Below are 25,605 nucleotides of genomic sequence, written 5' to 3'. Positions count from 1 at the left end.
GGCGGCCAAGAGGGATTCACAGCGTGGACTCATTCAAATCCCGCGAACCGTGTTGACTCGGTTCACAGCATCTGTTGTTATTGACGTATCGCTACACGGGACGGCCTCGAAGGCCCACCTCCCGCTGTGCCGTCCGCTTCTCGCTCATTGCTTGCGCTTCTCCTCTCCTCTCTTCTCCTCTTCCTTTCCGCCCGTTCCAGACGTCTCCTGGAGATCCGTCATGTCTGTCACCGCCGCTTCCCGTCCCCGTCGTATCCGTCGCGCCGTCCTCGGCACCCTCTGCGTGGCCGCCGTCCTCACCCTCCCGGCCTGCGGCCCGCTCGGCCAGGACAGCAAGGACCCCAAGACCACCGGCAAGACCACGGGCAAGGGCGGCGAGGAGAAGAAGGCCGCGCCCTTCGCGGACCTGTCGGGCCCCGAGATCGCCGAGAAGGCGTCCAAGGCCACCCGCGGCGCCTCCTCGCTGACCCTCAAGGCCGATTTGCAGGACACCGAAGAGGGGCACATCGTCTTCGACATGGCCCTCAGCACCAAGGGCGACTGCACGGGCACCATGTCGATGAACGACGAGGGCAACGTGATCATCACGAAGGTCGGCAAGACCGTCTACATGCAGTACGACGAGGAGTTCCTGCGGGCCCAGGCCAAGGGGGAGCCCAAGGCCGAGACCGACGCGGTGGTCAAGATGCTCGCCGGCCGCTGGGTGAAGACCGACGCCACGTCCCCGGACGCCAAGGACTTCGTCACCTTCTGCGACCTGGACGAGCTGCTGTCCGCGTACGAGGGCGGCTCGGTGGCCCGCAAGGGACCGCTCGGCACGGTGAACAACCAGCCGACGATCGCCCTCACCGAGACCGACGGCAAGGACAGCTACACCATGCATGTCGCCACGGAGGGCGAGCCCTACCTGCTGAAGGTCGTCTCCACCGGTACCGACCCCGGCACGATGATCTTCAGCGACTTCAACAAGCCGGTCCCCGCCAAGGTCCCCGCCGACAAGGACATCCTGGACCTGGACAACCTCAACGGCTGACCCCCGAAGGCTGACCCCCGAAGCGCCTCCGGCCCGGGAAAGGGCCGGCGCGTAAGGTGCCCGGATGATTGCGGTACCGGAGGCTTTCGTACGGAGCACCGTCGAGCGCGAAGGAGCGCCCGGAGCGGCGTGGCTCGCCGAACTGCCCGGGATCGTGGCCGATCTGCTGGAGGGCTGGGAATGCGCACCGGACGGCGAGGTCATGCACGGGGGCGTCGGGGTGATCGTCCCGGTGCGGCGGCGGGCCGGAGGGACCGCCGTGCTGAAAGTGTCATTTCCGCATCCCGGCAACGTCCATGAGCCTGACGCGTTCGCGGCATGGCGCGGGCGCGGCGCTGTCCTGCTGCACGAGCGCGACGACGAACGGTTCGCGATGCTGCTCGAACGGGCCCGGACGTCGACCCTGGCGGAGGTCGAAGACAGCGACGAGGTGGCGACGGCCGCAGGGCGGATCAATCGCCGACTGGCCATCCCCGCGCCACCCGGCCTGCCCCGGCTGCGGGAGCGGGCCGCCACCTGGGAGGAGCAGCTCCGTAAGGACGCCAAGGAGCTGACGCACGCCCTGCCGGGCCACGTGGTGCACGCCGCCGCCGCGACCGTCCGCGAACTGGGGCGCGTCCAGCCGGACACCCTCATCCACGGCGACCTGCACGCCCGCAACATCCTGCGCGCCGACCGCGAGCCGTGGCTGGCCGTCGACCCCAAGGGGTACGTGGGAGACCCCGCCTACGACGGCGGCACCCTGCTCAAGACGCGCGCGCTCACACTCCTCGCGGCGGACGACCTGCGCACAGCTGTCCACCGCCTCCTGGACATCTTCGCCGAGGCCGCGGAACTCGATCGCGAACGCGTCCAGCGGTGGGCCCAGCTCCACGCCGTCCAGGCGGCGTTCTGGGGCCGCCGCCACGGATTCCGTATCGCCCGCAACGGACCACGGCTGGACCTGCTCACCCAATTCGTCGACCACCTGGCGGAGTTGCTCACGGAAGCGCGCTGAGATCCGCACCGCTGAACCATCGCCCCCGAGTTGCCGAATTCATGGGCAGCATCCCGCCGAGGGCGGATGCCCCCCAGAACCTTCGCTGGCTGCTGGCCACCGTCGGACCGGTGAGCATCTCCGAGTTCGGCCGCAACGTCGGCATCTCGGCCGCTCCGGTCCACCGCCGCGGCGGTTTCCACGACGCGACGCAGGCCCTGTTCCCGCACCTGGAAGTACTCATCGCCCAACGGCTGTTGTTCGGCATCTGCTCCGGCATTGTGCCGGACGGCATCGAGGACCTGCTCACGCAGGACGTCGACTGAGCCGGGGACTCCACGATCCTGCTCTCCTACGTCAAGATCAGACGATGATGGCGACGCGTCGGATCGCGGCCTGGGGAGGCGAAGGCGATGTCAGTGCTCCGCGAAACAGTCGGACCCCAACCAGGGACCGAGGAAGGGGAGGAGTCCGTGAACGTGTTGCCCGAGATTGCCGGACGTGATGAATTCGCTGCTCTGATCATCAGAACCGACTACAACGACGAGGCGACATGGCCGGCGGTGGTGGCGGAGGCGACTCAGCCGTGGGGAAACAACGGCGAGTTTGAGGCCCATGTCCACCTGGTCGACGATCCCGTCTGGGCTGGGGCCACACCCGACGCCGTCCTCACCGCGGTGAGACGGGACGAGGACCTCAGCGTGGTCTTCATCGCCGATCGCGCCACGACGCAGTCTGCCCACCGCGCTCTTCTCGCCCTCACCACCTCGACCGAGGACGAGGATCTCGACCCGATGTACTACCAAGAGCTCATCGACTCCCCGCCGCCCCGCGAGTTCCGTACTACTCCGGCCGCCGTCCATGACGTGCACGCGAATCTGTCGATCGCGAACCTGGATTTCGAAGACTTTGCCGAGGCGGCACTCGCCGATCCCGAAGGCATCCTGCGGCCCTTCTGAGGAGCCGCCGGCTACACACCGATCCAGCTCCTCGACGAGTTTCTCGAGAGCCCGGAGCACAATGGCGAGGAGAGCCAGGACGGTGTGATCAGGCAACTTGAGCGCCGACGCGAACCTGCTCCGTCGTCTCCGCCGGTTCATACGTGACGCGTCGATAATCTGTCGGCTGACTATCAGCCCTTCGGCTCTTCCACTGGCCGCTTGCTCAAGAACTGCTCCGCGGCCTCGACCGCTTCCCTGTTGAGCTCCTCAATGGAGACGCCCCAGCTCTCCTCCCAGCCGTCCAAATTGTGCGCACAGTGGACGAGTGGTTCAAGGTCTTCGGGATAGTCGAGATCGTAGGCGATGTCCGCCCAGATGAGATACGTGCCGGTGGCAGGATCGATGGATCCGTCGACGATCTGACCAGCGATCCATCGGGCCATGGCCCACTTTGCGACCGTGGGGTCAGCCGGCAGGCGGAAGAGCAATCCCAGCTCCTCCAGCACGTGGTCGAAAAGCTCCGGAGCTTCGGGCTCTTCACTCCGCAGGAGGCCTGCCAACATGGCGAGCGAGGGACTCTCGATTCCAGCGACCAGTGCGTGCAACCCCGCCTGGATTAGCCGGTCAGACCCAACATGCCTACCGAACGCCCTCTCGCGCGCGATATGGCTGAGATGTCTCCGGGCATCGTCCTGGGTCATTCTTGGGCTCCGTCGATGGTCAGGGGAGCACTCTTGCACGGCCGCCGAAGCTTTCACCATTGAGTTCCAAGGCGCCCACCTGGCGATCAGGACGTCAAGATCCGCTTCCGCTGCAGACCTGAAGCCGACAAAGCCGAACATCTGGCGCCTGCGTATCTCAGGCACCGCACTGCTTGAGCATCATGCTCTTGTCCGCCGACGTCACAGAGAGCTTGTACTTCTCTGCCACCTGCGCGAACCGCACCGAGTACGAGCAGCGAATCGCCTTACTGGGTGGCAGCCAGGATGCTGGCCCTGAGTCTCGCTTGGCGGAGTTCGTCGGGCCTGAGACCGGCAGAAGATTCAGCACGTCGTTCGCCAACTGCTCCCGCTTGTCCTTGTCCCAGTGGGCGGCACCCATCTGCCAGGCGTAGGACAGTGGCACCACGTGGTCTATCTGCACCTCGGTGGCTTTCGCCTTCTTCCAGGCGATGTCCCTGCCCGTGTACGGGTCGTACAAGTCCATGGAAACGACCACGCAGTCGGAACCGGCTCGGAACTGGACGTTCCGGCCATGGAGCTTCAGCAAGTCGTTCCGCGTGTCACAACCGTTCCTCGCCAGCGGCACCCCGTCCGCCGTGTCCATCCAGGCGTAGCCGAACTCGTCCCGGTCGTAGCCGGTCTTCGGGCCCCGGCCGGCGGTGCGTACCGTGCCGATGAGCCGGCGCGCGGCCTTCTTGTCGGGCTCGGAGGTGATCGGCGCGAGCCCCGGCTTCGTACCGTCGGGGTTGCCGAGCGGACCGGCCCCGTGGCCGGTTCCCGAGCCGGTTCCCCGGTCGCCGCTCGCCGCCGACTGCCCCGGATCCGGGACGAGTTCCTCCTTGCAGCCCGCGAGCACGAGCAGGGAGAGGGCAACGGCCCCTCCGCAACGACACGTTCGCGATATCCGTACCCGAAGTCTGCGCACGTCCGCACCTTACGTCCTGTGCCGGACGGACCCGGCACAGGACGTGTGCCCCGGTTACTAGCTGAGAATCGTCGTGAGGAACTCGCCTGTCCACACCAGCAGTTCGCGTCCCACCACCGGCTTGCCGCCGATCTTGCCCGCCGTCGGGCGCGGGACCAGGATCTGGTGGGCGCCCGGCTTGATGACCGTACGGGGATGGAGCCGCTTCAGCCGCAGCTCCTGGGACTCCCTCAACTCCACCGGCGCGAAGCGGATGTTCGGGCCCTGGAGCACGATCTCGCCGACGCCGCACGCCCGCGCGAGCATCCGCAGGCCCGCCACCAGCAGCAGGTTCTCCACCGGCTCCGGGAGCTTGCCGTAGCGGTCGGTGAGCTCCTCGCGGACCGCGGTGATGTCCTCCTCCGTATTGGCGGAGGCAATCGCGCGGTACGCCTGCAGACGCAGCCGCTCGCCCGGCGCGTACTCGTGCGGGACATGCGCGTCGACCGGAAGCTCGATCTTGACCTCCAGCGGCGGTTCCTCCTCCACCCCGCCTTCGAGGGAGGCGCGGTAGTCGGCGACCGCCTCGCCCACCATGCGCACATACAGATCGAAGCCGACGCCCGCGATGTGACCCGACTGCTCGCCGCCCAGCAGATTGCCCGCGCCGCGGATCTCCAGGTCCTTCATGGCGACATACATGCCCGCGCCCATCTCGGTGTGCTGGGCGATCGTCGCGAGCCGCTCGTGGGCGGTCTCGGTCAGCGGCTTCTCCGGCGGGTAGAGGAAGTACGAGTAGCCGCGCTCCCGCCCCCGCCCGACACGGCCGCGCAGCTGATGCAGCTGCGAGAGACCGAAGTTGTCGCCGCGCTCCACGATCAGGGTGTTGGCGTTCGAGATGTCGATCCCGGACTCGACGATCGTCGTGGAGACCAGCACATCGAACTTGTTCTCCCAGAAATCCACCACGACCTGCTCCAGCGCCTGTTCCGACATCTGGCCGTGCGCCGTGGCGATCCGCGCCTCGGGGACGATCTCGCGCAGCCGGGCGGCGGCACGGTCGATCGACTCGACGCGGTTGTGGATGTAGAAGACCTGGCCCTCGCGCAGCAGTTCACGCCGGATGGCCGCGCCGATCTGCTTCTGCTCGTACGGCCCGACGAAGGTCAGCACCGGATGCCGCTCCTCCGGCGGGGTGGTGATCGTCGACATCTCGCGGATGCCGGTGACGGCCATTTCGAGCGTACGGGGGATGGGCGTCGCGGACATCGTCAGGACGTCGACATTGGCGCGCAGCTTCTTCAGCTGCTCCTTGTGCTCCACGCCGAAGCGCTGCTCCTCGTCGACGATGACCAGGCCCAGGTCCTTGAACTTGGTCTCGGCGGAGAACAGCCGGTGCGTCCCGATGACGAGATCGACCGAGCCCTCCCTGAGCCCCTGGAGGGTCGCCTTCGCCTCCGCGTCCGACTGGAAGCGGGACAGCGCCTTCACGACGACCGGGAACTGCGCGTACCGCTCGGAGAACGTGCCGAAGTGCTGCTGCACCAGCAGCGTCGTCGGGACCAGGACCGCGACCTGCTTGCCGTCCTGGACCGCCTTGAAGGCCGCCCGTACGGCGATCTCCGTCTTGCCGTAACCGACATCGCCGCAGACCAGCCGGTCCATCGGGACCGTCTTCTCCATGTCCTCCTTGACCTCGGCGATCGTGGAGAGCTGGTCGGGCGTCTCCACGTACGGGAAGGCGTCCTCCAGCTCCCGCTGCCAGGGGGTGTCGGGGCCGAACGCGTGACCAGGGGCCGCCATCCGCGCCGAGTAGAGCTTGATCAGGTCGGCGGCGATCTCCTTGACGGCCTTCTTGGCGCGCTGCTTGGTCTTCGTCCAGTCCGCGCCGCCGAGGCGGTGCAGCGTCGGGGCCTCGCCGCCGACGTACTTGGTGACCTGCTCCAGCTGGTCGGTGGGGATGTACAGCCGGTCCCCGGGCTGGCCGCGCTTGGCGGGGGCGTACTCGACGAGCAGATACTCACGGGTCGCGCCCTGCACGGTGCGCTGCACCATCTCGACATAGCGGCCCACACCGTGCTGCTCGTGGACGATGTAGTCGCCCGCCTCCAGCGTGAGCGGATCGATGGTCTTGCGGCGCTTGGCGGGCATCCGCGCGCCGTCCTTGCCGGCCGCCTTCTGGCCCGACAGGTCGGTCTCCGTGAGCACGGCCAGTCCGAGGGCCGGGTCCACGAAGCCGTAGTCGATCGAGCCGCAGGCGACATGCACGACGGCCGGGGCGATCTCGGCGAGGCCGCCCGCGGTCCGCGCGCCGGGGGTGTCGAGCCGGGCCGGGATGCCCTCGCCGCGCAGGACCTCGACGGTACGGGACGCCGTGCCGTGGCCCTCCGTGACGAACACCGTCCGCCAGCCGTCCGCGAGCCAGCCCTTCGTGTCGGCGAGCGCGCGGGCGGTGTCGCCCCGGTACGACTCCGGGGCGTGCATCCCCAGCGTGATGGACTCTTCGGAGAGCTCCTCGTCCACGGCGAACGGGGACACCGACCACCACATCATGCCCAGCTCACGCGCCCGGTCCCGGACGTCCGCGATGCCCCACAGCGAGGCCGCGCCCACATCGATCGGGGCCTCGCCGCCGCCCGCGGTCGCCGCCCACGACGCCTGCAGGAACTCCTGGCTGGTGGCCACCAGGTCCGCCGCGCGGGTCCTGACCCGCTCCGGGTCGCAGACCAGCGTCATCGAGCCCTTGGGCAGGACGTCGAGCAGCAGCTCCATGTCGTCGACGAGGACCGGCGCGAGGGACTCCATGCCCTCGACCGCGATCCCCTCGGCGATCTTGCCGAGCAGCTCGCCCAGCTCCGGATGGAGCTCGGCGAGGGCGGCGGCCCGCTCCCGTACCTCGGGCGTCAGCAGCAGCTCCCGGCACGGCGGCGCCCACAGACCGTGCTCGGCGACCTCCAGGGAGCGCTGGTCGGCCACCTTGAAGTAGCGGATCTCCTCGACGTCGTCGCCCCAGAACTCCACCCGCAGGGGGTGCTCCTCGGTGGGCGGGAAGACATCCAGGATGCCGCCGCGGACGGCGAACTCGCCGCGCTTCTCGACCAGCTCGACCCGCGCGTACGCGGCGGCCGCCAGCGCCTCCGTGACCTCGTTCAGATCGGCGCTCTCGCCGGTGCGCAGCGCGACGGGCTCCAGCTCGCCGAGGCCCTTGACCTGCGGCTGGAGTACGGACCGCACCGGCGAGACCACGACGCTGACCGGCCCGGCCGACGGGTCGTCCTGCACCGGGTGCGCGAGCCGACGCAGCACGGCGAGCCGGCGTCCCACGGTGTCGGAGCGTGGCGAGAGCCGCTCGTGCGGCAGCGTCTCCCACGACGGGTACTCGACGACGGTGTCCGGGTCCAGCAGGGACCGCAGGGCCGCCGCCAGGTCCTCGGCCTCCCGGCCCGTGGCGGTCACGGCCAGCACCGGCCGACCGGCCTCACGCGCCAGCGCGGCCACCGCGAAGGGCCGCGCGGCGGGCGGTCCCACCAGGTCGACATGCATGCGGTGACCGTCGGTGGCGGCCTTCACCGCTTCGGCGAGCGCCGGGTCCTTGGTGACGGCGTCGAGCAGACCGTGCAGGCTCATGAAGGGGGTTTCCGTCCGGGTCCGAAAAGCGAGGGGCAACGCGAAGGGCCCGACACGTCTCACGGGCCGGGGTTCTCCAGCGTACGACGCCGGTGTGACACCGGGGACCGGAGCGCGGTCCCGGGGCGAGGCCGCACGGTCACTGTCCGGGCGAAACCGGGAATGATCTCACCAGCTCCGGTCATTGAGCGAAGGAAAAGACGCGAAAAGACGCGGCCGTGACCGGCGCGGCGTGAGATTCCGTAGATTCCGACGCGAGATTCCGCAGATAGGGATGGTCAGCATGCCTCTTGAGGGTGAGTACGAGCCCAGTTCGTTGGCGATGGCACGCGAGCAGGTCGAGGTGTACGAAGGCTCGGGCGGTACGGAAGGGACGACGCTGGGCGGCCGCCCCGTCATCGTCCTCACGACCCGGGGCGCGAAGAGCGGCAAGATCCGCAAGAGCCCGCTGATGCGGGTGGAGCACGAGGGCGCGTACGCCGCCGTGGCCAGTCTGGGCGGCGCCCCCAAGCACCCGGTCTGGTACCACAACGTCGTGGCCGACCCCCGGGTGGAACTCCGGGACGGCACCGAGCGCTGGGACATGATCGCCCGCGAGGCCACCGGGGAGGAGAAGGCCGTGTGGTGGGAGCGCGCGGTCGCGGCCTTCCCCCCGTACGCCGAATACCAGGAGAAGACGGACCGCCGGATCCCGCTCTTCATCCTGGAGCCGTCACCGACCCCGCACTGAGCGCCGATGAGCTGACGCCGGACGGCCGCGCACACCACGCGGTCCGGCCCCGGTGGGCGTTGGAGGACGCCCACCGGGGCCGGAAGCCCCCACCGTATCGCTCCGCTCCCCCGCTCCCTGTTACTCCGTGGCTATCGCGGTTACTCCGTGGCTATCGCGTTGAGCACGTTCATCCGGCCCGCCCGGAAGGCCGGGATCAGGGCGGCGAACAGGCCGACGAAGGCCGAGGCCACGAAGACCGTCAGGATCGTCGGCCACGGGATCTCCAGGACGCCGAGGCCCTCCAGAGCCAGCAGCTTCTGGGCCGCCGTGCCCCAGCCCATGCCCAGGCCGAGGCCGAGCAGGGCGCCGAAGAGGGCGATGACGACCGACTCCAGGCGGATCATGCGCCGCAGCTGGCGGCGGGAGAGACCGATCGCCCGCAGCAGACCGATCTCGCGGGTCCGCTCCACCACCGACAGGGCCAGGGTGTTCACCACGCCCAGCACCGCGACGATGATCGCGAGGGCCAGCAGGCCGTAGACGATATTGAGCAGCTGGCCGATCTGGTCCTTGAGCTGCTGCTTGAAGTCGGTCTGGTCCTGCACCGTGTACTGCGGGTAGGCGGCGAGCGAGTCCTTGAGGGCCGCGTACGCCTGCTTCTCCTTGCCGTCCTCGGCCGCCGCGAACATGATCATGTTCTTGGGCATCTTGTCGGCGGGCACGTACCGCTCGGCGGTCGAGATGTTCGTGTACATCGCGCCCTTGTCGACGCTCGTGTCGTCCGAGGTGATCGCCGCGATCGTCAGCCGGGCGGTCTTTCCGCCCGGGAAGACGACCGACATCGTGTCGCCGACCTTGACGCCGTGCTTCGTGGCGTACGTGTCGCCGACCGACATCGCGTCCTTCCCGTACGCCGCGGACAGCTCGCCCCCGACGGTCTCGCGGCGCAGGTCCTGCGCGTACGTCGGGTCGGCGGCGACCACTCCGACGCTGTCGGTCTTGCCCGCGGGGTCGGTCAGCTCGACGTCGACCCACTTGTACTCGGTGACGTACGCGATGTCCGGCGCCTTCTCCAGCGCCGCCTGGGCCTGCGGCATGATCGGCTGGCCGTTGCCCGACTGGATGATGAAGTCCGCGCCGACCGACTTGTCCAGCTCTTCGGTCGCCGAGGCGACCATCGAGGAGCCGACGACCGAGAGACAGGCCACCAGCGCGAGCCCGATCATCAGGGCGGCGCCGGTCGCTCCCGTACGCCGCGGGTTGCGCAGCGCGTTGCGCTCGGCCATCCGGCCGACCGGGCCGAACATCCGCAGCACGACCGCGCTGAGCACCCGGACCAGACCGCCCGCGAGCAGCGGGCCGATGACGACGAAACCGATGAGCGTGAGGACCACGCCGAGGCCGAGGAAGAGCGAGCCTTCGCCGGCCTTGTCGGCCTGCGTGGAGACGAGCAGCGCGGCGGCGCCGCCGCCCGTGAGAACCAGTCCGATGCCCGCCCTGATCCAGCCGGCCCGGCCGTCGGCCGGCGTACCGGCGTCGCGCAGCGCGGCCATCGGGGAGATCTTCCCGGCCCGCCGGGCGGGGATGTACGCGGCGAGGACGGTGACCACGACGCCGAGCACCAGCCCGATCGCCGGAGTCGTCCACTTCACCGTCAGATCCTGCGTGGACAGCTCCATGCCCATGGTGGCCATGAGCTTCATCAGCCCGACGGCGAGCCCCACCCCGGCGGCGACACCGGCCAGGGAACCGAAGATCCCGAGCAGCACCGCCTCCAGCAGCACCGAGCGGTTGACCTGCTTACGGCTGGAGCCGAGGGCCCGCATCAGGCCGATTTCCCGGGTCCGCTGGGCGACCAGCATCGAGAAGGTGTTGACGATCAGGAAGATGCCGACGAGGAAGGCGATCCCGGCGAAGCCGAGCATGGCGTACTTGATCACGTCGAGGAAGGAGCCCATGTCCGAGCGGTTCGCGTCCGCGGCTTCCTGCTGCGTCTGCAGCTTGTACGGGCCGTCGCCGATCGCGGCCGCCACGTCCTGCTTGAGCCGGGTGTCGCTGACGCCGTCGGCGGCGGTGACGTTGATGTGGGTGAACCGGCCGGTGTCCCCCAGCAGGGCGCGCTGGGCGGTGGCGGTGTCGAGGAAGACGATGGCCGCACCGGGGTTGGTCACGGTGAACGAGGCGATACCGGAGATCTTCGCCGTGAGGTCGCCGGTGACCGCGATGGTGCGCAGCTCGTCACCGATCGCGAGGTGGTGCTTGTCCGCGGTGTCGGCGTCGACCATCACCTCGGTGGGGCCGCGCGGGGCGTGGCCGGAGGTGATCTCCATCGAACGGAGGTCGTTGCGCGTCCAGTTGCCGGCGATCGTCGGGGCGCCGCTGGTCGCGCCCACGTTCTCGTTGTCGGCGTCGACGACGGTCACGCTCATGCTGCTGACCGCGCCCTCGGCGGACTTCACTCCGTCCGCCTTCTCGACCGCCGCCACGGCCGAGGCCGGCAGCGACTCGGGCTTGCCGGTCTGCGAGACCTCGTCCGCGCCCTTGGCGGCCTTGGGGCTGACCGTGACATCCGAGGAGGTCGCGGCGAAGAGCTTGTCGAACGTGGTGTTCATGGTGTCGGTGAAGACGAGCGTGCCGCACACGAACGCCACCGACAGGAGGACCGCGACGGCAGAGAGCGCCATCCGTCCCTTGTGCGCGAAGAAGTTGCGCATCGAGGTCTTGAACACGGTCACGACGTCCGCCCCCGCGCGTCGAAGTCCTTCATACGGTCGAGCACGGCGTCGGCCGTCGGCCGGAACATCTCGTCCACGATGCGGCCGTCGGCCAGATACAGCACGCGGTCCGCGTAGGAGGCGGCGACCGGGTCGTGCGTGACCATCACGATCGTCTGGCCCAGCTCGTCGACGGACCGGCGCAGGAAGCCCAGCACCTCGGCGCCCGCCCGCGAGTCCAGGTTCCCGGTCGGCTCGTCACCGAAGATGATCTCGGGGCGGGCGGCGAGCGCCCTGGCCACCGCGACGCGCTGCTGCTGGCCGCCCGAGAGCTGGGTCGGCCGGTGCTTGAGCCGGTCGGCGAGCCCTACGGTCTCCACGACCTTCTCCAGCCACGGGCCGTCCGGCTTGCGGCCGGCGATGTCCATGGGCAGCGTGATGTTCTCCAGGGCGTTGAGCGTCGGCAGCAGGTTGAACGCCTGGAAGATGAAGCCGATCCGGTCTCTGCGCAGCTGCGTGAGCCGCTTGTCCTTGAGCTTCGTGATCTCCGTCTCGTCGAGGTGGATCTCCCCCGACGTCACGGTGTCCAGACCGGCGAGGCAGTGCATCAGCGTCGACTTGCCGGAGCCGGACGGGCCCATGATCGCGGTGAACTGCCCGCGGTCGATGTCCACATCGACATGGTCGAGCGCGACGACCCGGGTCTCCCCCGAGCCGTACGCCTTGACGACCTGCCGCGCTCGCGCCGCGACGGCCGTACGCCCTCCAGTACCCCCGTGCCTGGGAATGGTCACAGCCGTTGTCACGGTAAGTCTCCTATATCGCTTGATACTTCGATGAGGCCGGTAGACCGGTGAGGATCGATTCACCGGTGCCGTCGTCGGGTGTGTGATGAGTCTGCTGTCTTCAGGGGCCCCGGCGCGCTGGTGCGCAGCGCAGTCTTCGCCTGGGGTTTTCCCCACCCCCCTGCTGCGGTGAGCCCCCGTCGAGGGCCGTCCGCAGCCGTAAGAACAAGGTAAAGAACGGGCGCCCGTCTCCTCGTCCTCCAGCGGGACGAACGGTCCCTGGCCAGAAGTAAGGACAACCCCCTAGGGGTCTCCCCCTTCAGGTGGAGCTGATGGGTGGAGCTGATGGGGGAGTTCCTGGGGGAACTCGTCGGGGGAACCCGCGCCCTCCCGCCGTACGAGGTGCGGGTGAGAGGGTGTCCCCCAGGAGATACGTGCACAGGGAAGGGATCTTGTGAGCGGCGGCGGAAGTGGCGGCGGAAGTACCGAGGACTCCGGACGGACGGAGGCGATACCCGAGGCCCCCGCGCCGGCTTCCGCATCGGGCCCCGCGCCGGCTTCCGCGCCTGGCTCCGCACCGGCGTCCGCACCGGGCCCCGCACCGGGCCCCGCACCGGCTTCCGCGCCTGGCTCCGCATCGGGCCCTGCGCCGACCTCTCCACCGGGCCCCGCATCGCCGCCCGCACCGCGCGAGCGTGAGCGCGGCCGCGGCCCGGTCGTCGCCGCGCTGATGCTCGGCATGGCGCTCGCCGCCCTGGACGGCACCGTCGTCTCCACGGCCGTCCCGCAGATCGTCGGCGACCTCGGCGGATTCGCCGTCTTCTCCTGGCTGTTCTCCGGCTACCTGCTCGCCGTGACCGTCACCCTGCCGGTGTACGGAAAGCTCTCCGACACCCTCGGCCGCAAGCCCGTCCTCATCGCCGGCATCATCCTCTTCCTCGTCGGCTCACTGCTCTGCGCCACCGCCTGGAACATGGCCTCCCTGATCGCCTTCCGCGTCGTCCAGGGCCTCGGCGGCGGCGCGCTCCAGGGCACGGTGCAGGTCATCGCCGCCGACCTCTACCCCCTCAAGGAACGCCCCAAGATCCAGGCCAAACTGTCGAGCGTCTGGGCCACGTCGTCCGTGGCGGGTCCTGCCCTCGGCGGACTGCTCGCGGGCTACGCGGACTGGCGCTGGATCTTCCTGATCAACCTTCCGGTGGGCGCGGTCGCGCTCTGGCTGGTGGTCAAATACCTGCACGAGCCGCGCCGTACGCCGCCGACTCCCGACGGCGCCCGTACCGCACCGGCACCCCGGCGCCGTATCGACTGGGCGGGCGCGCTCGCCGTCTTCGCCACCGGCGCGCTCCTGCTCACCGCCCTCGTCCAGGGCGGCGTCGCCTGGCCCTGGCTCTCCGCGCCCTCGTTCGCCTTCCTCGGCGGCAGCGCGGTCCTCGCCGCCGCCACCGTCGTCATCGAGCGCCGGGCCGCGGAGCCGATCATTCCGGGCTGGGTCTGGCGCCGCCGTACCATCGCCGCCGTCAATCTCTCGCTCGGCGCGCTCGGCCTGCTGATGGTCGCCCCGACCGTCTTCCTCCCGACGTACGCCCAGTCCGTGCTGGGCCTCGGACCGATAGCCGCCGGCTTCGTCCTCTCCGCCATGACGCTGAGCTGGCCGGTCAGCGCGGCCCTGTCCAACCGCGTCTACAACCGCATCGGCTTCCGGCAGACCGCCCTCATCGGCATCTTCCTCGCCATGCTGATCCTGCTCGCCTTCCCCCTCCTGCCGTTCCCCGGGCAGGCCTGGCAGCCGGCACTGATCATGCTGCTCCTCGGCGGCGCGCTCGGACTCTTCCAACTCCCCCTGATCATCGGGGTCCAGGCGACGGTCGGCTGGTCGGAGCGGGGCACCGCCACCGCGTCCATACTCTTCTGCCGCCAGGTCGGACAGAGCGTCGGCGCCGCCCTGTTCGGCGCCGTCGCCAACGGAATCCTCGCCTCCCGGCTCGCCCACCCGCCCACCCCAGGGCTCCCCGACGACCTCGACTCGGTCTCCCACGCCCTGGAAAACCCGGCCGCCCTCACCACCGAGGCCGCGGACTACCTGCGCCGCGCGGTGGACGCGGCAGTGGACCACGTCTACCTGGGCGCGGCCGGAGCGGCCGCCATCGCCCTACTGACACTCCTCTTCGTAGCCCCCCGCCGCTTCCCGGTCCTCCCGGACAAGGACGGCGCCTGACCGCACGATGACGTCCGAGGATGGTAATCATGAGAAGGGCTCTCGCCCTCCCCCTGCTGGTGGCCCTGCTGCTCGGCGCAAGCGCCTGTAGTGACGAGGGCGGGGACTCCGCGCCCGAGGATTCCGCCGCTGCCCAGGGCTCCGCCTGCGAGGAACTCCTGGGCGACGCCGGCCTGAAGTGGCTCGAAAGCCGCACAGGAGGGCCCGGGAAGGCACACATGAGGAGCAACGACGGCCTGGAGGAGGCGCGGACGCTGTTCTACGACCAGGTGCTGGGCTGGGATCCGGACAGCGACGGTGTGCCCTCGTTCGTGACGGCCGAGGTGTGCAAGGCGAGGACGGACGTCGCGGATCCCCGGAAACAGCTCGCCCTCCAATTCGGCGCCTCCCTCTTCCCTTTCGACTCTCCTTTCGACGCGGAGTCCGACATCCAGGCCGAGCCGGCCGTGACTCCGGTCGGCCCCGATGTGAAGCTGGTCCACGGGAAGGACCGCGACGGAACGGTTCGCTATCGCGTGTACGTCAAGTGCCGGATCGCCGGGGCACCCGCGGAGCAGGAGAACGAGATACCGGTCGAAGGGCAGCTGGCCGACACTCTCACCGGCGAAACCAGCGCCCGCGTCCACCTCACCCGTCTGCTGCACTCCGCCGGGGTCATGACGAAGAACCTCGGCTGCGAGAACAAGCCCGTCGTCCCGGCCGAACCGCCCGCCTCCGTGAAGTAACCGGCCGCTCGTGGTGGAGGGGTGTGGTCAGCCCTCTACCGGGGCGCGGCCGGTGAGGGCTGCCAGGCTGTTGCGGACGTGGGCCATGTGCGCCTGTGTTTCCTCGCGGCTCTCCTTGTGCTCCCGGAGCACCCGCTCCGTGTCCCGTGCCACGCGTTCCGCGCGTGCCCGGGCCTGGGCGATCAGTTCCGCGGCCCGGGCCTGGGCGTCCTCCTGGCCGTGCCGTGCCTGCTCGCCCGCCTCGGCGAAGGCACGCTGCGCCTCCGCGAGACCCGCCTGCGCGTACGCGGCGAGTTCGGCGCGCTGGACCTCCACCGCGGCCTCGCGCTCGGCGAACTCACGCTCCATCACCGCCAGCCGCTCGGACTGCTTCCGCTCCAGATCGTCGATCACGCCCTGAGCGCGCCGGCGCATCGCCTCGAACGCCGCGAGCGTCTCCCCGCGCCGCGCCTTCACCTCGCGCCGCGCGTCGGCCCGCTCCGCGTCGGCCACGTTCTGCGCGGCCCGCAGGACCTGTTCCGCGAATGCCTCCGCGTCCGCCCGTACCGTGTCCGCCTGTTCGCGGGCCGCCGCCAGCACCCGCCGGGCCTCGGCCGCTTCGAGCAGCGCCCGGGCCTCCTCGCGCGCCCCGGCCCGTACCGCCTCGTCCGCCTCTGCCGCGAGCACCAGGATCTGCTGGGCGCGCCGGCCGAGCGTCTCGTACGTCTGCGGTGCGAGCGCCGCCGCCCGGCGGCTGAGCCGGTCCGCGTCGCCCTCCATCCGTTTGGCGAGAACGGTGAGCCGTGCCGCGCGCTCCCAGGCGTCGTCGCGGTCCCGGAACAGCGCCACGACGCGCTGGTCGACCTGCTCGGGGTGGTAGCCGCGGCCCCGCACGGACACAAAGCCATGAGCCGACAACGGTGCAGCACTCATCCTTGAAACCCCTCTCCGACAACAACGCCATCCGGCGCAATCCTGCTGGATCCAAACGAAGTGCCCATAACGCGACACTCTGCCTGCTCAACCCGGCCTAGGATGCGGCATGAGGGGGGAAAAGCCGGAATTTCCCGCCGGAGGGAGGCCCCTTCCGAGAGCACGTCCGAGAGCGCGGCCAGCACCACAGCCGTCAGCACAGCCGTCAGCGCGCCCGGAAACGGCCGAGGCGCCCACCGCGTCTCGCGGGGGCGCCTCGGTCCATCCGTACCCGGTACGTTCACCGGGCCGCGCTCACATCACAGCAGGCCGTCCCACATCTGCTCCAGCAGCACCGACCACCAGCTCTCCGGCGACGACAGCGCCGCCGGGTCGAGCGCGGCGAGCTGCGCCTGGAAGTCGACGGTCCAGCGGCCCGCCTGCTCCGGAGTGAGCCCGAAACGCAGCCGCCACATCCGGCCGAGCAATGCCAACGACCGTGTGAATTCCGGCAGTCCCGTGTTGACGAACTGCGGCGGCACCGACTGCCCGCCGGGGCCCGCCTCGACCGGCACCGCCATGATGTGCGCCGTGCCGTACTGGACACAGATCGCCCGGCCGAAGTCGCTGCCCATCACCAGATACGAGCCCGCGTCCGGGGCGGCCTGCACCTGCCGCTGCGCGGCCAGTTCGGCCAGCGTGGGCACCACCGGCTGGGCGGGCTGCGCCCAGAAGAACGGGCCGAAATCGGCCGGCAGACCCGCCCACACCAGGGTGCGCGCCACGATCTCCGGCACCCCCTGGCGGGACACGCCCCGCTGGTCGAACCGGCAGATGCCCTGCGGGCCGAACGCCCCCATCAGCTCCTGCGCGATCCCCTCCGGCGGAAGCGGCGGCGCGGGCGGCATCTGCGGCAGCGGCGCGCGCACCGGCGCGGGCCGCGCGGGGCCGTCCGCGACCTGATGCAACTCACCCTGGTGGGTGAGCAGATGCTGCACGCCCTGCTGACGACTGGCGTGATCCTGCCCGTACGGGGCGACGCTGGTGATCCGCACCTGCGGCCAGGTCTCCCGGATCATCCGCGCGCAGTAACCACCCGGGAGCTCGCACGACTCCAGCTCCGTGTGCAGTTCGAGCACCTGCTGCGGCGGCACGTTCATGCCGCGCAGCTCATGCAGGATCTGCCACTCGGGATGCGGGGTGCCGGGCGCGGAGCGGCGGATGAGCTGCGCCTCGGAGCCGTCGGGCGCGCGGTAGCGCAGCACGGCCTGGTAGCCGGGGCCGACGGTCGGCAGACCGGGCGGCTGCTGCGGATAGCCGTACGCCGGGGGCTGCGGTGCCTGCGGCGACTGCGGTACGGGGCCGGGGCCGGGGGCGCCCGGCGGCATACCGGGAGGACCCGGCGGGCCGGGAGGTCGCGGTGCGGCCGGCGGCGGGCCGACCGGGCCGGGCCCCGCGAGCATGGTCGCCGCGTGGTGCACCCCGCCCGGAGGCGTACCCGACACACCGGGAGGACCAGGCGGACCAGGAGGCTGCGGAGCACCGTGGGCACCCGGCGCACCAGGAAGGCCGGGCGGCTGAGGCGGACCCGGCGGCGGGGACTGACCGCCCAGGCTCGGGTTCGCGAACATCGTCGCCGCGTGGTGCACCCCGCCCGGAGGCGTACCCGGCACACCGGGAGGACCGGGCGGACCGGGAGGCTGCGGAGCACCGGGCGGCTGCGGCCCCTCGGGGCCAAGGTTCGGGGCCAGTTGCGTCGGCAGATATCCGCCTGCCGGGGCACCGGGCGCACCCGGACCCGACGCGGGCGGGGTGGCGCCCGGCGGCCGCGCGCCCGGGATACCGGGAGCGCTGGGCGGCGGCGGAGTCGTCGGACCGCTGCCGCGCGCACCACGCCGCGGGACGGTTGCCTTGCTGGTCGCGGCGTCGGCGATATCACCGGCGCCGGAACCGGGAGCAGGACCGGAGCCAGGACCCGAGCCGGGACCGGCGGGCCCTCCGCCGGGGCCGGACGGCTGCCCGCCCGGCCCGGGAGCGAACGTCGTACGCGGCAGTTGACTGCCGCCCGACATCAGCGCGGTCGGCGCCTCGGCGCCCACCACCGGCGGCGGGGTGTCATCGTCGTCCGACCCGGAGAGCGGCGGCGCGAAGACCGTCACCGGCAGCGGTACGGAACCGTCCTGCGGCGACGCGGACCCGCCATTGGTGTCGGTCCCGGCCCACGGGGTGGCGCCGGCGGGCACACCCGGCGACGAGGCCGGCACACCCTCGTTGGCGGTGGGCTCGTACACGGCGCCACCACTACTGCCGCCCGGGCCCGCCCAGCCGGAGCTGCTCTGCGAGGCGTTGGCCCCGGAGACCCCGGCCGCGCCAGCGCCGTAACCACCCCCCAGGGACGGCGAACTCGCGCCGCCCTGAGGCCCGGACGAAGCCGACGAAGCCGACGCCGAAGAAGCCGGCGAGGCTCCCTCCGGCGTCCGCCGGTCCGGAATCCCCAGCTTGTCCGCCGCCTCCTGGAGCCACTCAGGCGGGCTCAACAGGAACGACGTCTGATTCAGATCGATCCGCTGCGGCGGCTCCGGCGCGGGCACCGCCTCGGCCGGTGTCCCGTACTCCTCCTCGTACCGCCGGATCACCTCACCCACCGGCAGCCCCGGCCACAGCGTGGCCTCACCGCTGTCCCGGGCGATCACCAGCCGCTGTCTGCCGCCGTCCGACGTCGGACCGTCCTCACGGTCCTCCGCCCACACGACGAAACCCAGCTCGAACTCCCGTACCCGCACCTCGCGATGCTGATAGCCGGGCAGATCGCCGTTGACCCACTCTTCCGCGCGCTCCTGCGCCTGCGCGAAGGTCACCATCGCGCTCATCCCTCCACCGGGACGGCGCGCGCGAAGCCGCCGTCCACCATCAGGTTCGCCACGGTCTCCAGCTCCGCCGGACTGCCCGCCAGCCGCTGCAGAAAGGCGTCGAAGTCGTCGCCACAGGGCAACAGCAGGCGCTCCACGCGCTCCTGCACACTCCAGCCGTCCTGGTCCCTGGCGTCGTCGTACGCGCAGAACCAGACCGAACCGGTCCGCTCGCCCTTGACCTTGACCGCGAGAATGCCGCCCTGGACGAAACCGACGCCCAGATAGTCCTTGGTCAGATGGTCCCGCAGACACTTGTTGACGTACACCAGGTCATTGACCGCGGCCTCGTCCCGCACCGTGAAGAACGGCTGGTCCACCAGCAGACCCAGCTCCGGATCGAGCGCCGCGCCCACCGGCGCGCAGCCGCCCGCCGCCTTCAGGAACGTACGGTAGGCACCCGGCAGCCGGTAGCCGAGATCCTCCTCCACGCCCAGCAGTTGCTGCTCGCTGACCGCCACCGCGCCCTTCGGCAGCCCGAAGTGCACCGGGCGGGTCGCCTGCAACGGACGCGTGCCCCGCTTGCCGTGGTCCACGAGCGCCGTCGCCAGACCGCCGTGATGCCGCAGCAGCGCCTTCACCTCGACCGGCACCAGCACCAGCCGGCGCGAGGCCGGCACATGGTGCCAGGTCAGACCGTGCGGGGTGGCCACCGAGGGAATCGTGCCCCACAACTCGTGGCCCGCGGCGTGCAGCGCGGCATTCGCCGACACATAGTCCGTGAGCCGCAGCTCGTCCACACCGAACCCCTCGGGGGGCTCGGCTATCTCCGCGGCGGCGCGCGCGTACGGCGAGAAGTCCGGATAGCCGTTGTCATCCACCCGCACACCCCTGGGGTGACGGGAGGCCCGGACCGGATCCGGGAAATGCACGACCTGCCCGGCATAGGCCGCGTTTGGCGCGGCGTGCTGCCCGAGCCGACCTGTCGTCATGGCGGTTGCCCCCTGCTGCTTCCGGCTGGTTCACCACAGCCCTGGTTCACGACAGCCTATGCGGTGAGGCAAGGGGGAGATCCGACGCTCCTCGCCCCTGCCGGTCCCGCTTCGGTCCCACCCGGAGCCGACACCGGCCCGGCACTGATCCACCCACCGGCCCGGCACCGATCTACCCCCTCCCGCGCGGTGACCAACGGTCACGCGGGAGTGACCCAGCGCCGACGCCACGCCACAATCCCCGCCCCAGCTTTCCCACAGCCCTTCACATTTGGCAGGCTGTCCCCGCAACTCGGGGGCGTGACACCAGCGGCCACCGGCCGCGGCACAGGGGAGGGGACAGCACTTTGCACACAGCAGCAACCGACGCATCCGGCGACCCACGCCTCAGCTGGAGCAGTACGGAGCCCCACCGCGCACCCGCGCTCCACCGGCGGCGCGACGGCATCCTGCCCGCCGTCGCAGCGGCACTCTCCGTCCGCGGCGAGACGCTCACCAGCACCGCGGGCAAGGGCGACCGGCCCCCCACCCTCCACCCCCTCGTACAGGACTTCCTCGACGCCCTCACCAGCAGCCAGCGAGAACGGTTCACCGGCCGCTGCCCCGAAGCCATACTGCTCTCCCGCCACCTCACCGCCGCCGAGGAAGCCCGCTCCAAACGAGCCCGGCGCAAACCCCTCACCCACAGCGAGGCGCGCCGCTCCCTCAAACACTCCAAGCTGACCGCGCGCCGCATCCGCGAGGACGGCGACCCGCTGCACGGCAGCTACGCCCCGCCGTGCCGTTCCTGTACGGCCCTGCTCGCCCACTTCGGCGTACGGCCCGTCGACCCCACCGAGAACGGCTGAGCATGCCCGACCTCAACACCACCCGCTTCCCCGTGCCCGTCGACGCCGCGCTGCGCGAGGCCGGCTGGCAGCCGGGACGCTGGGACATCAGACAGGCCGAGGAGTGGGCCGACGCCCTGAGCGCCCACACCACCCCGGCCGGCCACCGGCTCAACGTCTTCCCCACCGCCGTCGAGGCCTGGGCGGAATTCGGCGGACTGCGCGTCACCGCGCCGGGGCCTGGCCGGCAGGTGGCCCCCTCGTCCGTACGCATCGACCCGATGGCGGGCATCCACCTCGCCCGCACGCTCGCCGACCTCGGCCGGTCCCTCGACACGGAGATCAGCCCGCTCGGCGAGGAAGGCGAAGGACAGGCCGTCCTCGCGATCGACATCACCGGCCGCGTCTTCAGCATCGACCACACCGGCGACTGGTACCTGGGACCGGACATCGACCAGGCGCTCGCCACCCTGATCACCGGCATGGAACCGGCCCGGCTGATCTCGGACTGACGGACCGGGGCCGGGCGGCCCGAAGCGGGGCCGGGCGACCCGAAGCGGTCGTACGCAAGCCTCCCGCGGCCCGGTCACGCAGCCCCGGTAGGTCAGCCACGGTCAAACAGCGGCGGTCACGCAGCGGCGGTCACGCAGCGGCACGCGGCGCCGGCAGCACCGCCGACACCCGGAAACCCCCCGCGTCCGTCTCACCCGAGACGAACACGCCCCCCAGAGCCGTCACCCGCTCCCGCATCCCCACCAGTCCGTTCCCCCCGCTCGGCAGCCCCGCGTCCTGCGCGCCACCGTCCGAAGGCCCGTTCTCCACCTGCATCGCGACCTCCGCGTCACGGTGCGCCAACCGCACCATCACCTTCGCCCCGGCCGCATGCTTGAGGACGTTCGTCAGCGCCTCCTGCACCACGCGGTACGCCGTCTGCTCCACCACCGGCGCGTACGAACGCCACTCCCCCTGCACCGACAGCTCCACCACCATCCCCGTCTCCCGGGACTGGCCCACCAGCACCTCGATGTCCTCCAGACCGGGACCGGCCTCCGCCGCCGCGGCTGCGGCCGCCGCGGCCGCAAGACCCACCGACGCCAGCGGCACGGCCACGGGCACCGCCGCATCCGCCGCCTTACGCGCGGCCACCTGCTCGCCGGCCCGCAGCACCCCGAGCATCTCCCGCAACTCGGTCAGCGCCTGCCGGCCCATGTCCCCCACCAGCGCCGCGTTCTTCACCGCCTTCGACGGATCCTTCAACGCCACCGCCTGCAACGCCGCCGCGTGCACCACCATCAGACTCACCCGGTGCGCCACCACGTCATGCATCTCCCGGGCGATCCGCGTCCGCTCCTCCGTGCGCGCCCACTCCGCACGCTGCTCCGCGCGGTCGGCGAGCAGCGACAGCTCCTGCTCCAGACTGTCCGCCCGTTCCCGCAGGCTCTCCATCAGCCGCCGTCTGGCCCCCACATACAGGCCGAACAGCACCGGCGGCGCGGTCAGCCCCACCGACATCAGCACCGCGACCGTGGGTACGTACCACCGCCCCGAGTCGAACCCCGTGTCGGTCACGTTCTGCCGGGTCCGTACGAACGTCACGATCAACGTCCCCACCAGCGACATCCCCGCCAGCGAGACGATGATCCTGCGCGGCGTCTCCGAGGCGGCGAGCGTGTACAGCCCGACCAGCCCCATCAGATAGCCCATCTCCGCGGGCGTGATGGCGATCGAGACGAGGACCACGGCGAACGGCCACCGCCGCCGCACCAGCAGCACCGAACCGGCCAGCAGCCCGAACACCACCCCCACCGGCACGAGCAGCCCGGCGGAATCCGAGAACCGGACCCCCTCAAGACCGCACTCCAGAGCCGACACGAGTGCCAGCCCCACATCCAGTACGGCACTGCGCCGCCGCCCCCACCACCACACACCGCGGGCGGTCGTGCCCGCAGCGTCCTGGTGTGCCCCCGTTGTGGTCATGTCTCCCAGCCTACGGGCGCCCGCGACCCAATTTCCGGCGACCGCGACAGCACAGAACGCAACGACGCACGCCCAGAACAAGCGTCGATCCCTCGAACTGGCGAACCGCCCGCGTATTCGATCCGGGCGTCCGCATTCCGGACGACGATCTCCCCTATGACAGCAATCACCAGCACATACGCGGACTTCGAACGCCTCCGCGAAGAGGCGGTCGCCCTGCGCCGCGAAGGTCTCAGCCGCCGCCAGATCCGCGACCGCCTCCACGTCGACAACAACGACATCCTCAACCGCCTCCTGGAGGGCGAGCCGCCCCCGGACTGGACAAAGCGCCCCAACGCGAAGGACGACCTGCGCGAAAAGGCACGCGAGCTGCGCCTGAAGGGACTCACGTACGACCAGATACAGCTGGAGCTGGGCTGCTCGAAGAGTTCGATCTCCCTGTGGGTACGGGACCTGCCGAAACCGCCGAAGCGCACCCGCGAGCAGGCTTCACTGATCGCCAAGCGCGGCTGGGAAGCGACGATGCAGCGCCGTGAAGTCGAGCGGCAGCGCACCCGGCACACCGCCACACAGGAGATCGGCGCGATGTCCGACCGCGAGCTGTTTCTGCTCGGCGTCGGTCTCTACTGGTCCGAGGGGTCCAAAGCCAAGCCACACCGACCACAGGAAAGGATGACCTTCATCAACAGCGACCCGCACATGCTCAAGGTCTTCCTTGCCTGGCTCAAGCTGCTGGGCGTCGGTCGAGACCGGCTTCGGTACGCCGTACACATCCACGAGACCGCCAACGTGTCGGCGGCCGAGCGCTTCTGGGCGGACGTGGCGGGCGTCGACGTGGCGGACCTGAGCAAGACAACCCTGAAGAAGCACAACCCGAAGACCAACCGCAAAAACGTCGGCGACGGCTACCACGGATGCCTCACCGTTCGCATCCTGCAGAGCGCCGAGTTGTACCGTCGCGTCGAGGGCTGGTGGTACGGCATAGTAGGGGCTGCGCTCAAGTCCGACGCCCAAAATCGGACATAGACGGCAAACCATCCCGGGTCGTCTAAAGGCAGGACAAATGGTTTTGGTCCATTGAATGAGGGTTCGATTCCTTCCCCGGGAGCCACGCAGTTCGGGTCCTGACCTCACCGGTCAGGACCCGCATTCGTTTCCGCCCCGATACCCCCCGGTATCCTGCGGTTGTCCACCACCCGAAGCCGAAGGGCATTCCCGTGAGCGCCAACCGCCCGGCAGCCGTCGTCGTCCTCGCAGCGGGTGAAGGTACCCGCATGAAGTCGAAGACCCCCAAGGTCCTGCATGAGGTCTGCGGGCGCTCGCTCGTCGGACATGTCGTGTCCGCGGCCCGCGAGCTCGGTCCCGAGTATCTCGTCGTCGTCGTCGGACACGCCCGTGAGCAGGTCGAAGGCCATCTCGCCGACTCCTTCCCCGGCGTACGCACCGCCTTCCAGGCCGAGCAGAAGGGCACCGGCCACGCCGTCCGGACGGCGCTCCAGGAGCTGGGGAACACGCCCGACGGAATCGTGGTCGTCGTCTGCGGGGACACCCCCCTGCTCTCCGGCGAGACCCTGAACGCGCTCGCCGCGACGCATGCCGCCGACGGCAACGCGGTGACCGTGCTGACCGCCGAGGTCCCCGACTCGACCGGGTACGGGCGGATCGTCCGGGACGGCGCGAGCGGCGCGGTCACGGCGATCGTGGAGCACAAGGACGCCACCGACGCGCAGCGCGCGATCCGGGAGATCAACTCGGGTGTGTTCGCGTTCGACGGGCAGCTGCTCGCGGACGCGCTGGGCAAGGTGCGTACGGACAACAGTCAGGGCGAGGAGTATCTGCCCGACGTGCTGGGCATTCTGCGGGAGGCCGGGCACCGGGTAGGGGCGTCCGTGGCCGTTGATCACCGGGAGATCCTGGGGATCAACAACCGGGTGCAGCTGGCGCAGGCGCGGCGGCTGCTGAATGAGCGGCTGTTGGAGCGGGCGATGCTGGCGGGTGTGACGGTCGTTGATCCGCTGTCCGTGTTCGTAGATGTCACGGTGACGTTCGAGCAGGACGCGGTGGTGCATCCGAGTACGCAGCTGCTGGGGGCCACGCATCTCGGTGAGGGCGCCGAGGTGGGGCCGAATTCGCGGCTGAAGGACACGACGGTCGGCGCGGGTGCCCGGGTGGACAATACGGTCGCCGACGGCGCGGTGGTGGGTGAGGCCGCGTCGGTGGGTCCGTACGCGTATCTGCGGCCGGGTACCCGGCTGGGTGCGAAGGCGAAGGCCGGCACGTATGTGGAGATGAAGAACGCGACGGTCGGCGAGGGCACGAAGGTGCCGCATTTGTCGTATGTCGGGGACGCGACGATCGGCGAGTACACGAATATCGGCGCCGCGAGTGTCTTTGTGAATTACGACGGCGAGGCGAAGCATCACACGACGGTCGGCTCCCACTGCAAGACGGGCTCGGACAACATGTTTGTGGCGCCCGTCACGGTCGGGGACGGTGCCTATACGGCGGCCGGGTCGGTGATCACGAAGGATGTTCCGGCGGGTTCGCTGGCGGTGGCCCGGGGCCAGCAGCGGAATATCGAGGGTTGGGTGGCCCGGAAGCGTCCGGGCAGCGCTTCGGCGCTGGCGGCTCAGGCAGCTCAGTCGGCGCCGGGGAGCGCCGGGAACGAAAGCTGACCGGAAACAGGTGCTCCGATCTGGGCGTACCGTGATA

Annotated in this window: 20 protein-coding genes and 1 tRNA gene; 12 read left to right on the top strand and 9 right to left on the bottom strand. The window is 70.3% G+C overall.

All coding sequences use genetic code 11. The annotated features are described in order from the left end of the window. Positions 1-220 precede the first annotated feature (220 nt). From ACZ6MZ_RS15455 to ACZ6MZ_RS15440, 4 genes are all read left to right on the top strand, one after another. Positions 221-1,033: a hypothetical protein gene (locus ACZ6MZ_RS15455; RefSeq protein ID WP_384187306.1), complete on the top strand. Its 813-nt coding sequence runs from the start codon at positions 221-223 to the stop codon at positions 1,031-1,033. A 64-nt stretch (positions 1,034-1,097) separates the two neighbouring features. Next, complete coding sequence (locus ACZ6MZ_RS15450) at positions 1,098-2,030, top strand: aminoglycoside phosphotransferase family protein (RefSeq protein WP_469352224.1); 933 nt, start codon at positions 1,098-1,100, stop codon at positions 2,028-2,030. A 110-nt stretch (positions 2,031-2,140) separates the two neighbouring features. Beyond that, positions 2,141-2,335, top strand: coding sequence for a hypothetical protein (locus ACZ6MZ_RS15445; protein ID WP_384187300.1), 195 nt, complete (start codon positions 2,141-2,143; stop codon positions 2,333-2,335). Between the two features lie 147 nt (positions 2,336-2,482). Continuing rightward, positions 2,483-2,968, top strand: a complete 486-nt coding sequence (locus tag ACZ6MZ_RS15440) for a DUF6924 domain-containing protein (RefSeq protein WP_469352222.1) — start codon at positions 2,483-2,485, stop codon at positions 2,966-2,968. Positions 2,969-3,141: 173 nt separating this feature from the next. Here the strand turns inward: ACZ6MZ_RS15440 and ACZ6MZ_RS15435 are convergent, their stop codons facing one another. The 3 genes from ACZ6MZ_RS15435 to mfd all read right to left on the bottom strand — a co-directional run bounded on the left by ACZ6MZ_RS15435 (position 3,142) and on the right by mfd (position 8,203). Then, on the bottom strand, positions 3,142-3,651 hold the full coding sequence (locus ACZ6MZ_RS15435) for a hypothetical protein (protein ID WP_469352220.1): 510 nt from the start codon (positions 3,649-3,651) through the stop codon (positions 3,142-3,144). Positions 3,652-3,808: 157 nt separating this feature from the next. After that, a complete protein-coding gene (locus ACZ6MZ_RS15430; RefSeq protein WP_469352219.1) occupies positions 3,809-4,597 on the bottom strand; it encodes an HNH endonuclease family protein in 789 nt (262 codons plus the stop codon). Positions 4,598-4,654: 57 nt separating this feature from the next. Beyond that, positions 4,655-8,203, bottom strand: coding sequence for a transcription-repair coupling factor (mfd, locus tag ACZ6MZ_RS15425; RefSeq protein ID WP_389789293.1), 3,549 nt, complete (start codon positions 8,201-8,203; stop codon positions 4,655-4,657). Positions 8,204-8,486: 283 nt separating this feature from the next. Here mfd and ACZ6MZ_RS15420 point away from each other — a divergent pair, with 283 nt between their 5' ends. Next, entirely contained in the window at positions 8,487-8,933 is a 447-nt protein-coding gene (locus tag ACZ6MZ_RS15420) for a nitroreductase family deazaflavin-dependent oxidoreductase (protein ID WP_384187284.1), read from the top strand. 140 nt (positions 8,934-9,073) lie between these two features. Here ACZ6MZ_RS15420 and ACZ6MZ_RS15415 read toward each other — a convergent pair whose 3' ends face one another. After that, positions 9,074-11,650 carry an ABC transporter permease gene (locus ACZ6MZ_RS15415; RefSeq protein WP_469352216.1) on the bottom strand — a complete coding sequence of 859 codons (2,577 nt, stop codon included), beginning with the start codon at positions 11,648-11,650 and terminating at the stop codon, positions 9,074-9,076. Beyond that, positions 11,647-12,435 (bottom strand): ABC transporter ATP-binding protein, encoded by a 789-nt coding sequence (locus tag ACZ6MZ_RS15410; RefSeq protein WP_469352214.1) that lies wholly within the window; start codon positions 12,433-12,435, stop codon positions 11,647-11,649. The genes ACZ6MZ_RS15415 and ACZ6MZ_RS15410 overlap by 4 nt, the downstream gene beginning before the upstream one ends. Before the next feature lie 490 nt (positions 12,436-12,925). On the opposite strand from ACZ6MZ_RS15410, the gene ACZ6MZ_RS15405 reads away from it, so the two are divergent. Together ACZ6MZ_RS15405 and ACZ6MZ_RS15400 are read left to right on the top strand one after the other, a co-directional pair. Next, positions 12,926-14,632 carry an MFS transporter gene (locus ACZ6MZ_RS15405; RefSeq protein WP_469352364.1) on the top strand — a complete coding sequence of 569 codons (1,707 nt, stop codon included), beginning with the start codon at positions 12,926-12,928 and terminating at the stop codon, positions 14,630-14,632. A 29-nt stretch (positions 14,633-14,661) separates the two neighbouring features. Beyond that, positions 14,662-15,357 (top strand): hypothetical protein, encoded by a 696-nt coding sequence (locus tag ACZ6MZ_RS15400; RefSeq protein ID WP_469352213.1) that lies wholly within the window; start codon positions 14,662-14,664, stop codon positions 15,355-15,357. A gap of 27 nt (positions 15,358-15,384) precedes the next feature. Here ACZ6MZ_RS15400 and ACZ6MZ_RS15395 read toward each other — a convergent pair whose 3' ends face one another. The 3 genes from ACZ6MZ_RS15395 to ACZ6MZ_RS15385 form a co-directional block, all read right to left on the bottom strand. Continuing rightward, the gene (locus ACZ6MZ_RS15395; RefSeq protein WP_389789301.1) at positions 15,385-16,269 is read right to left on the bottom strand and encodes a cellulose-binding protein; all 885 of its coding nucleotides are present in this window, start codon (positions 16,267-16,269) and stop codon (positions 15,385-15,387) included. A gap of 299 nt (positions 16,270-16,568) precedes the next feature. Next, entirely contained in the window at positions 16,569-19,118 is a 2,550-nt protein-coding gene (locus tag ACZ6MZ_RS15390) for an SUKH-4 family immunity protein (RefSeq protein WP_469352210.1), read from the bottom strand. Continuing rightward, the gene (locus ACZ6MZ_RS15385) at positions 19,115-20,089 is read right to left on the bottom strand and encodes an SMI1/KNR4 family protein (protein WP_469352209.1); all 975 of its coding nucleotides are present in this window, start codon (positions 20,087-20,089) and stop codon (positions 19,115-19,117) included. The genes ACZ6MZ_RS15390 and ACZ6MZ_RS15385 overlap by 4 nt, the downstream gene beginning before the upstream one ends. A 347-nt stretch (positions 20,090-20,436) precedes the next feature. On the opposite strand from ACZ6MZ_RS15385, the gene ACZ6MZ_RS15380 reads away from it, so the two are divergent. Both ACZ6MZ_RS15380 and ACZ6MZ_RS15375 read left to right on the top strand, forming a co-directional pair. After that, on the top strand, positions 20,437-20,937 hold the full coding sequence (locus tag ACZ6MZ_RS15380; protein ID WP_384191688.1) for a YwqJ-related putative deaminase: 501 nt from the start codon (positions 20,437-20,439) through the stop codon (positions 20,935-20,937). Between the two features lie 2 nt (positions 20,938-20,939). Next, a complete protein-coding gene (locus tag ACZ6MZ_RS15375; RefSeq protein ID WP_384191691.1) occupies positions 20,940-21,428 on the top strand; it encodes an SUKH-3 domain-containing protein in 489 nt (162 codons plus the stop codon). Positions 21,429-21,558: 130 nt separating this feature from the next. Here the strand turns inward: ACZ6MZ_RS15375 and ACZ6MZ_RS15370 are convergent, their stop codons facing one another. Next, entirely contained in the window at positions 21,559-22,893 is a 1,335-nt protein-coding gene (locus ACZ6MZ_RS15370; protein WP_384191694.1) for a sensor histidine kinase, read from the bottom strand. A 156-nt stretch (positions 22,894-23,049) separates the two neighbouring features. Between ACZ6MZ_RS15370 and ACZ6MZ_RS15365 the strand changes: the two genes are divergently transcribed. The 3 genes from ACZ6MZ_RS15365 (at position 23,050) to glmU (ending at position 25,568) form a co-directional block, all read left to right on the top strand. After that, on the top strand, positions 23,050-23,919 hold the full coding sequence (locus ACZ6MZ_RS15365; RefSeq protein WP_469352206.1) for a hypothetical protein: 870 nt from the start codon (positions 23,050-23,052) through the stop codon (positions 23,917-23,919). A gap of 11 nt (positions 23,920-23,930) precedes the next feature. Further along, positions 23,931-24,004, top strand: a tRNA-Gln gene (locus ACZ6MZ_RS15360). 106 nt (positions 24,005-24,110) lie between these two features. Then, entirely contained in the window at positions 24,111-25,568 is a 1,458-nt protein-coding gene (glmU, locus tag ACZ6MZ_RS15355; RefSeq protein ID WP_469352205.1) for a bifunctional UDP-N-acetylglucosamine diphosphorylase/glucosamine-1-phosphate N-acetyltransferase GlmU, read from the top strand. The last annotated feature ends 37 nt before the right edge of the window (positions 25,569-25,605 follow it).

This window comes from Streptomyces sp. NPDC042201 (genome assembly GCF_055582185.1).
The sequence above is the reverse complement of the archived record's forward strand: the minus strand, read 5'-3'. Positions and strand labels throughout refer to the sequence as shown.

Excerpts from the sequence above, each read along its gene's own strand:
- ACZ6MZ_RS15455 (WP_384187306.1), top strand. The coding sequence starts at position 221 with ATGTCTGTCACCGCCGCTTCCCGTCCCCGTCGTATCCGTCGCGCCGTC.
- ACZ6MZ_RS15450 (WP_469352224.1), top strand. The coding sequence starts at position 1,098 with ATGATTGCGGTACCGGAGGCTTTCGTACGGAGCACCGTCGAGCGCGAA.
- ACZ6MZ_RS15435 (WP_469352220.1), bottom strand. The coding sequence starts at position 3,651 with ATGACCCAGGACGATGCCCGGAGACATCTCAGCCATATCGCGCGCGAG.
- mfd (WP_389789293.1), bottom strand. The coding sequence starts at position 8,203 with ATGAGCCTGCACGGTCTGCTCGACGCCGTCACCAAGGACCCGGCGCTC.
- ACZ6MZ_RS15420 (WP_384187284.1), top strand. The coding sequence starts at position 8,487 with ATGCCTCTTGAGGGTGAGTACGAGCCCAGTTCGTTGGCGATGGCACGC.
- ACZ6MZ_RS15400 (WP_469352213.1), top strand. The coding sequence starts at position 14,662 with ATGAGAAGGGCTCTCGCCCTCCCCCTGCTGGTGGCCCTGCTGCTCGGC.
- ACZ6MZ_RS15395 (WP_389789301.1), bottom strand. The coding sequence starts at position 16,269 with ATGAGTGCTGCACCGTTGTCGGCTCATGGCTTTGTGTCCGTGCGGGGC.
- ACZ6MZ_RS15390 (WP_469352210.1), bottom strand. The coding sequence starts at position 19,118 with ATGAGCGCGATGGTGACCTTCGCGCAGGCGCAGGAGCGCGCGGAAGAG.
- ACZ6MZ_RS15385 (WP_469352209.1), bottom strand. The coding sequence starts at position 20,089 with ATGACGACAGGTCGGCTCGGGCAGCACGCCGCGCCAAACGCGGCCTAT.
- ACZ6MZ_RS15375 (WP_384191691.1), top strand. The coding sequence starts at position 20,940 with ATGCCCGACCTCAACACCACCCGCTTCCCCGTGCCCGTCGACGCCGCG.
- ACZ6MZ_RS15370 (WP_384191694.1), bottom strand. The coding sequence starts at position 22,893 with ATGACCACAACGGGGGCACACCAGGACGCTGCGGGCACGACCGCCCGC.
- ACZ6MZ_RS15365 (WP_469352206.1), top strand. The coding sequence starts at position 23,050 with ATGACAGCAATCACCAGCACATACGCGGACTTCGAACGCCTCCGCGAA.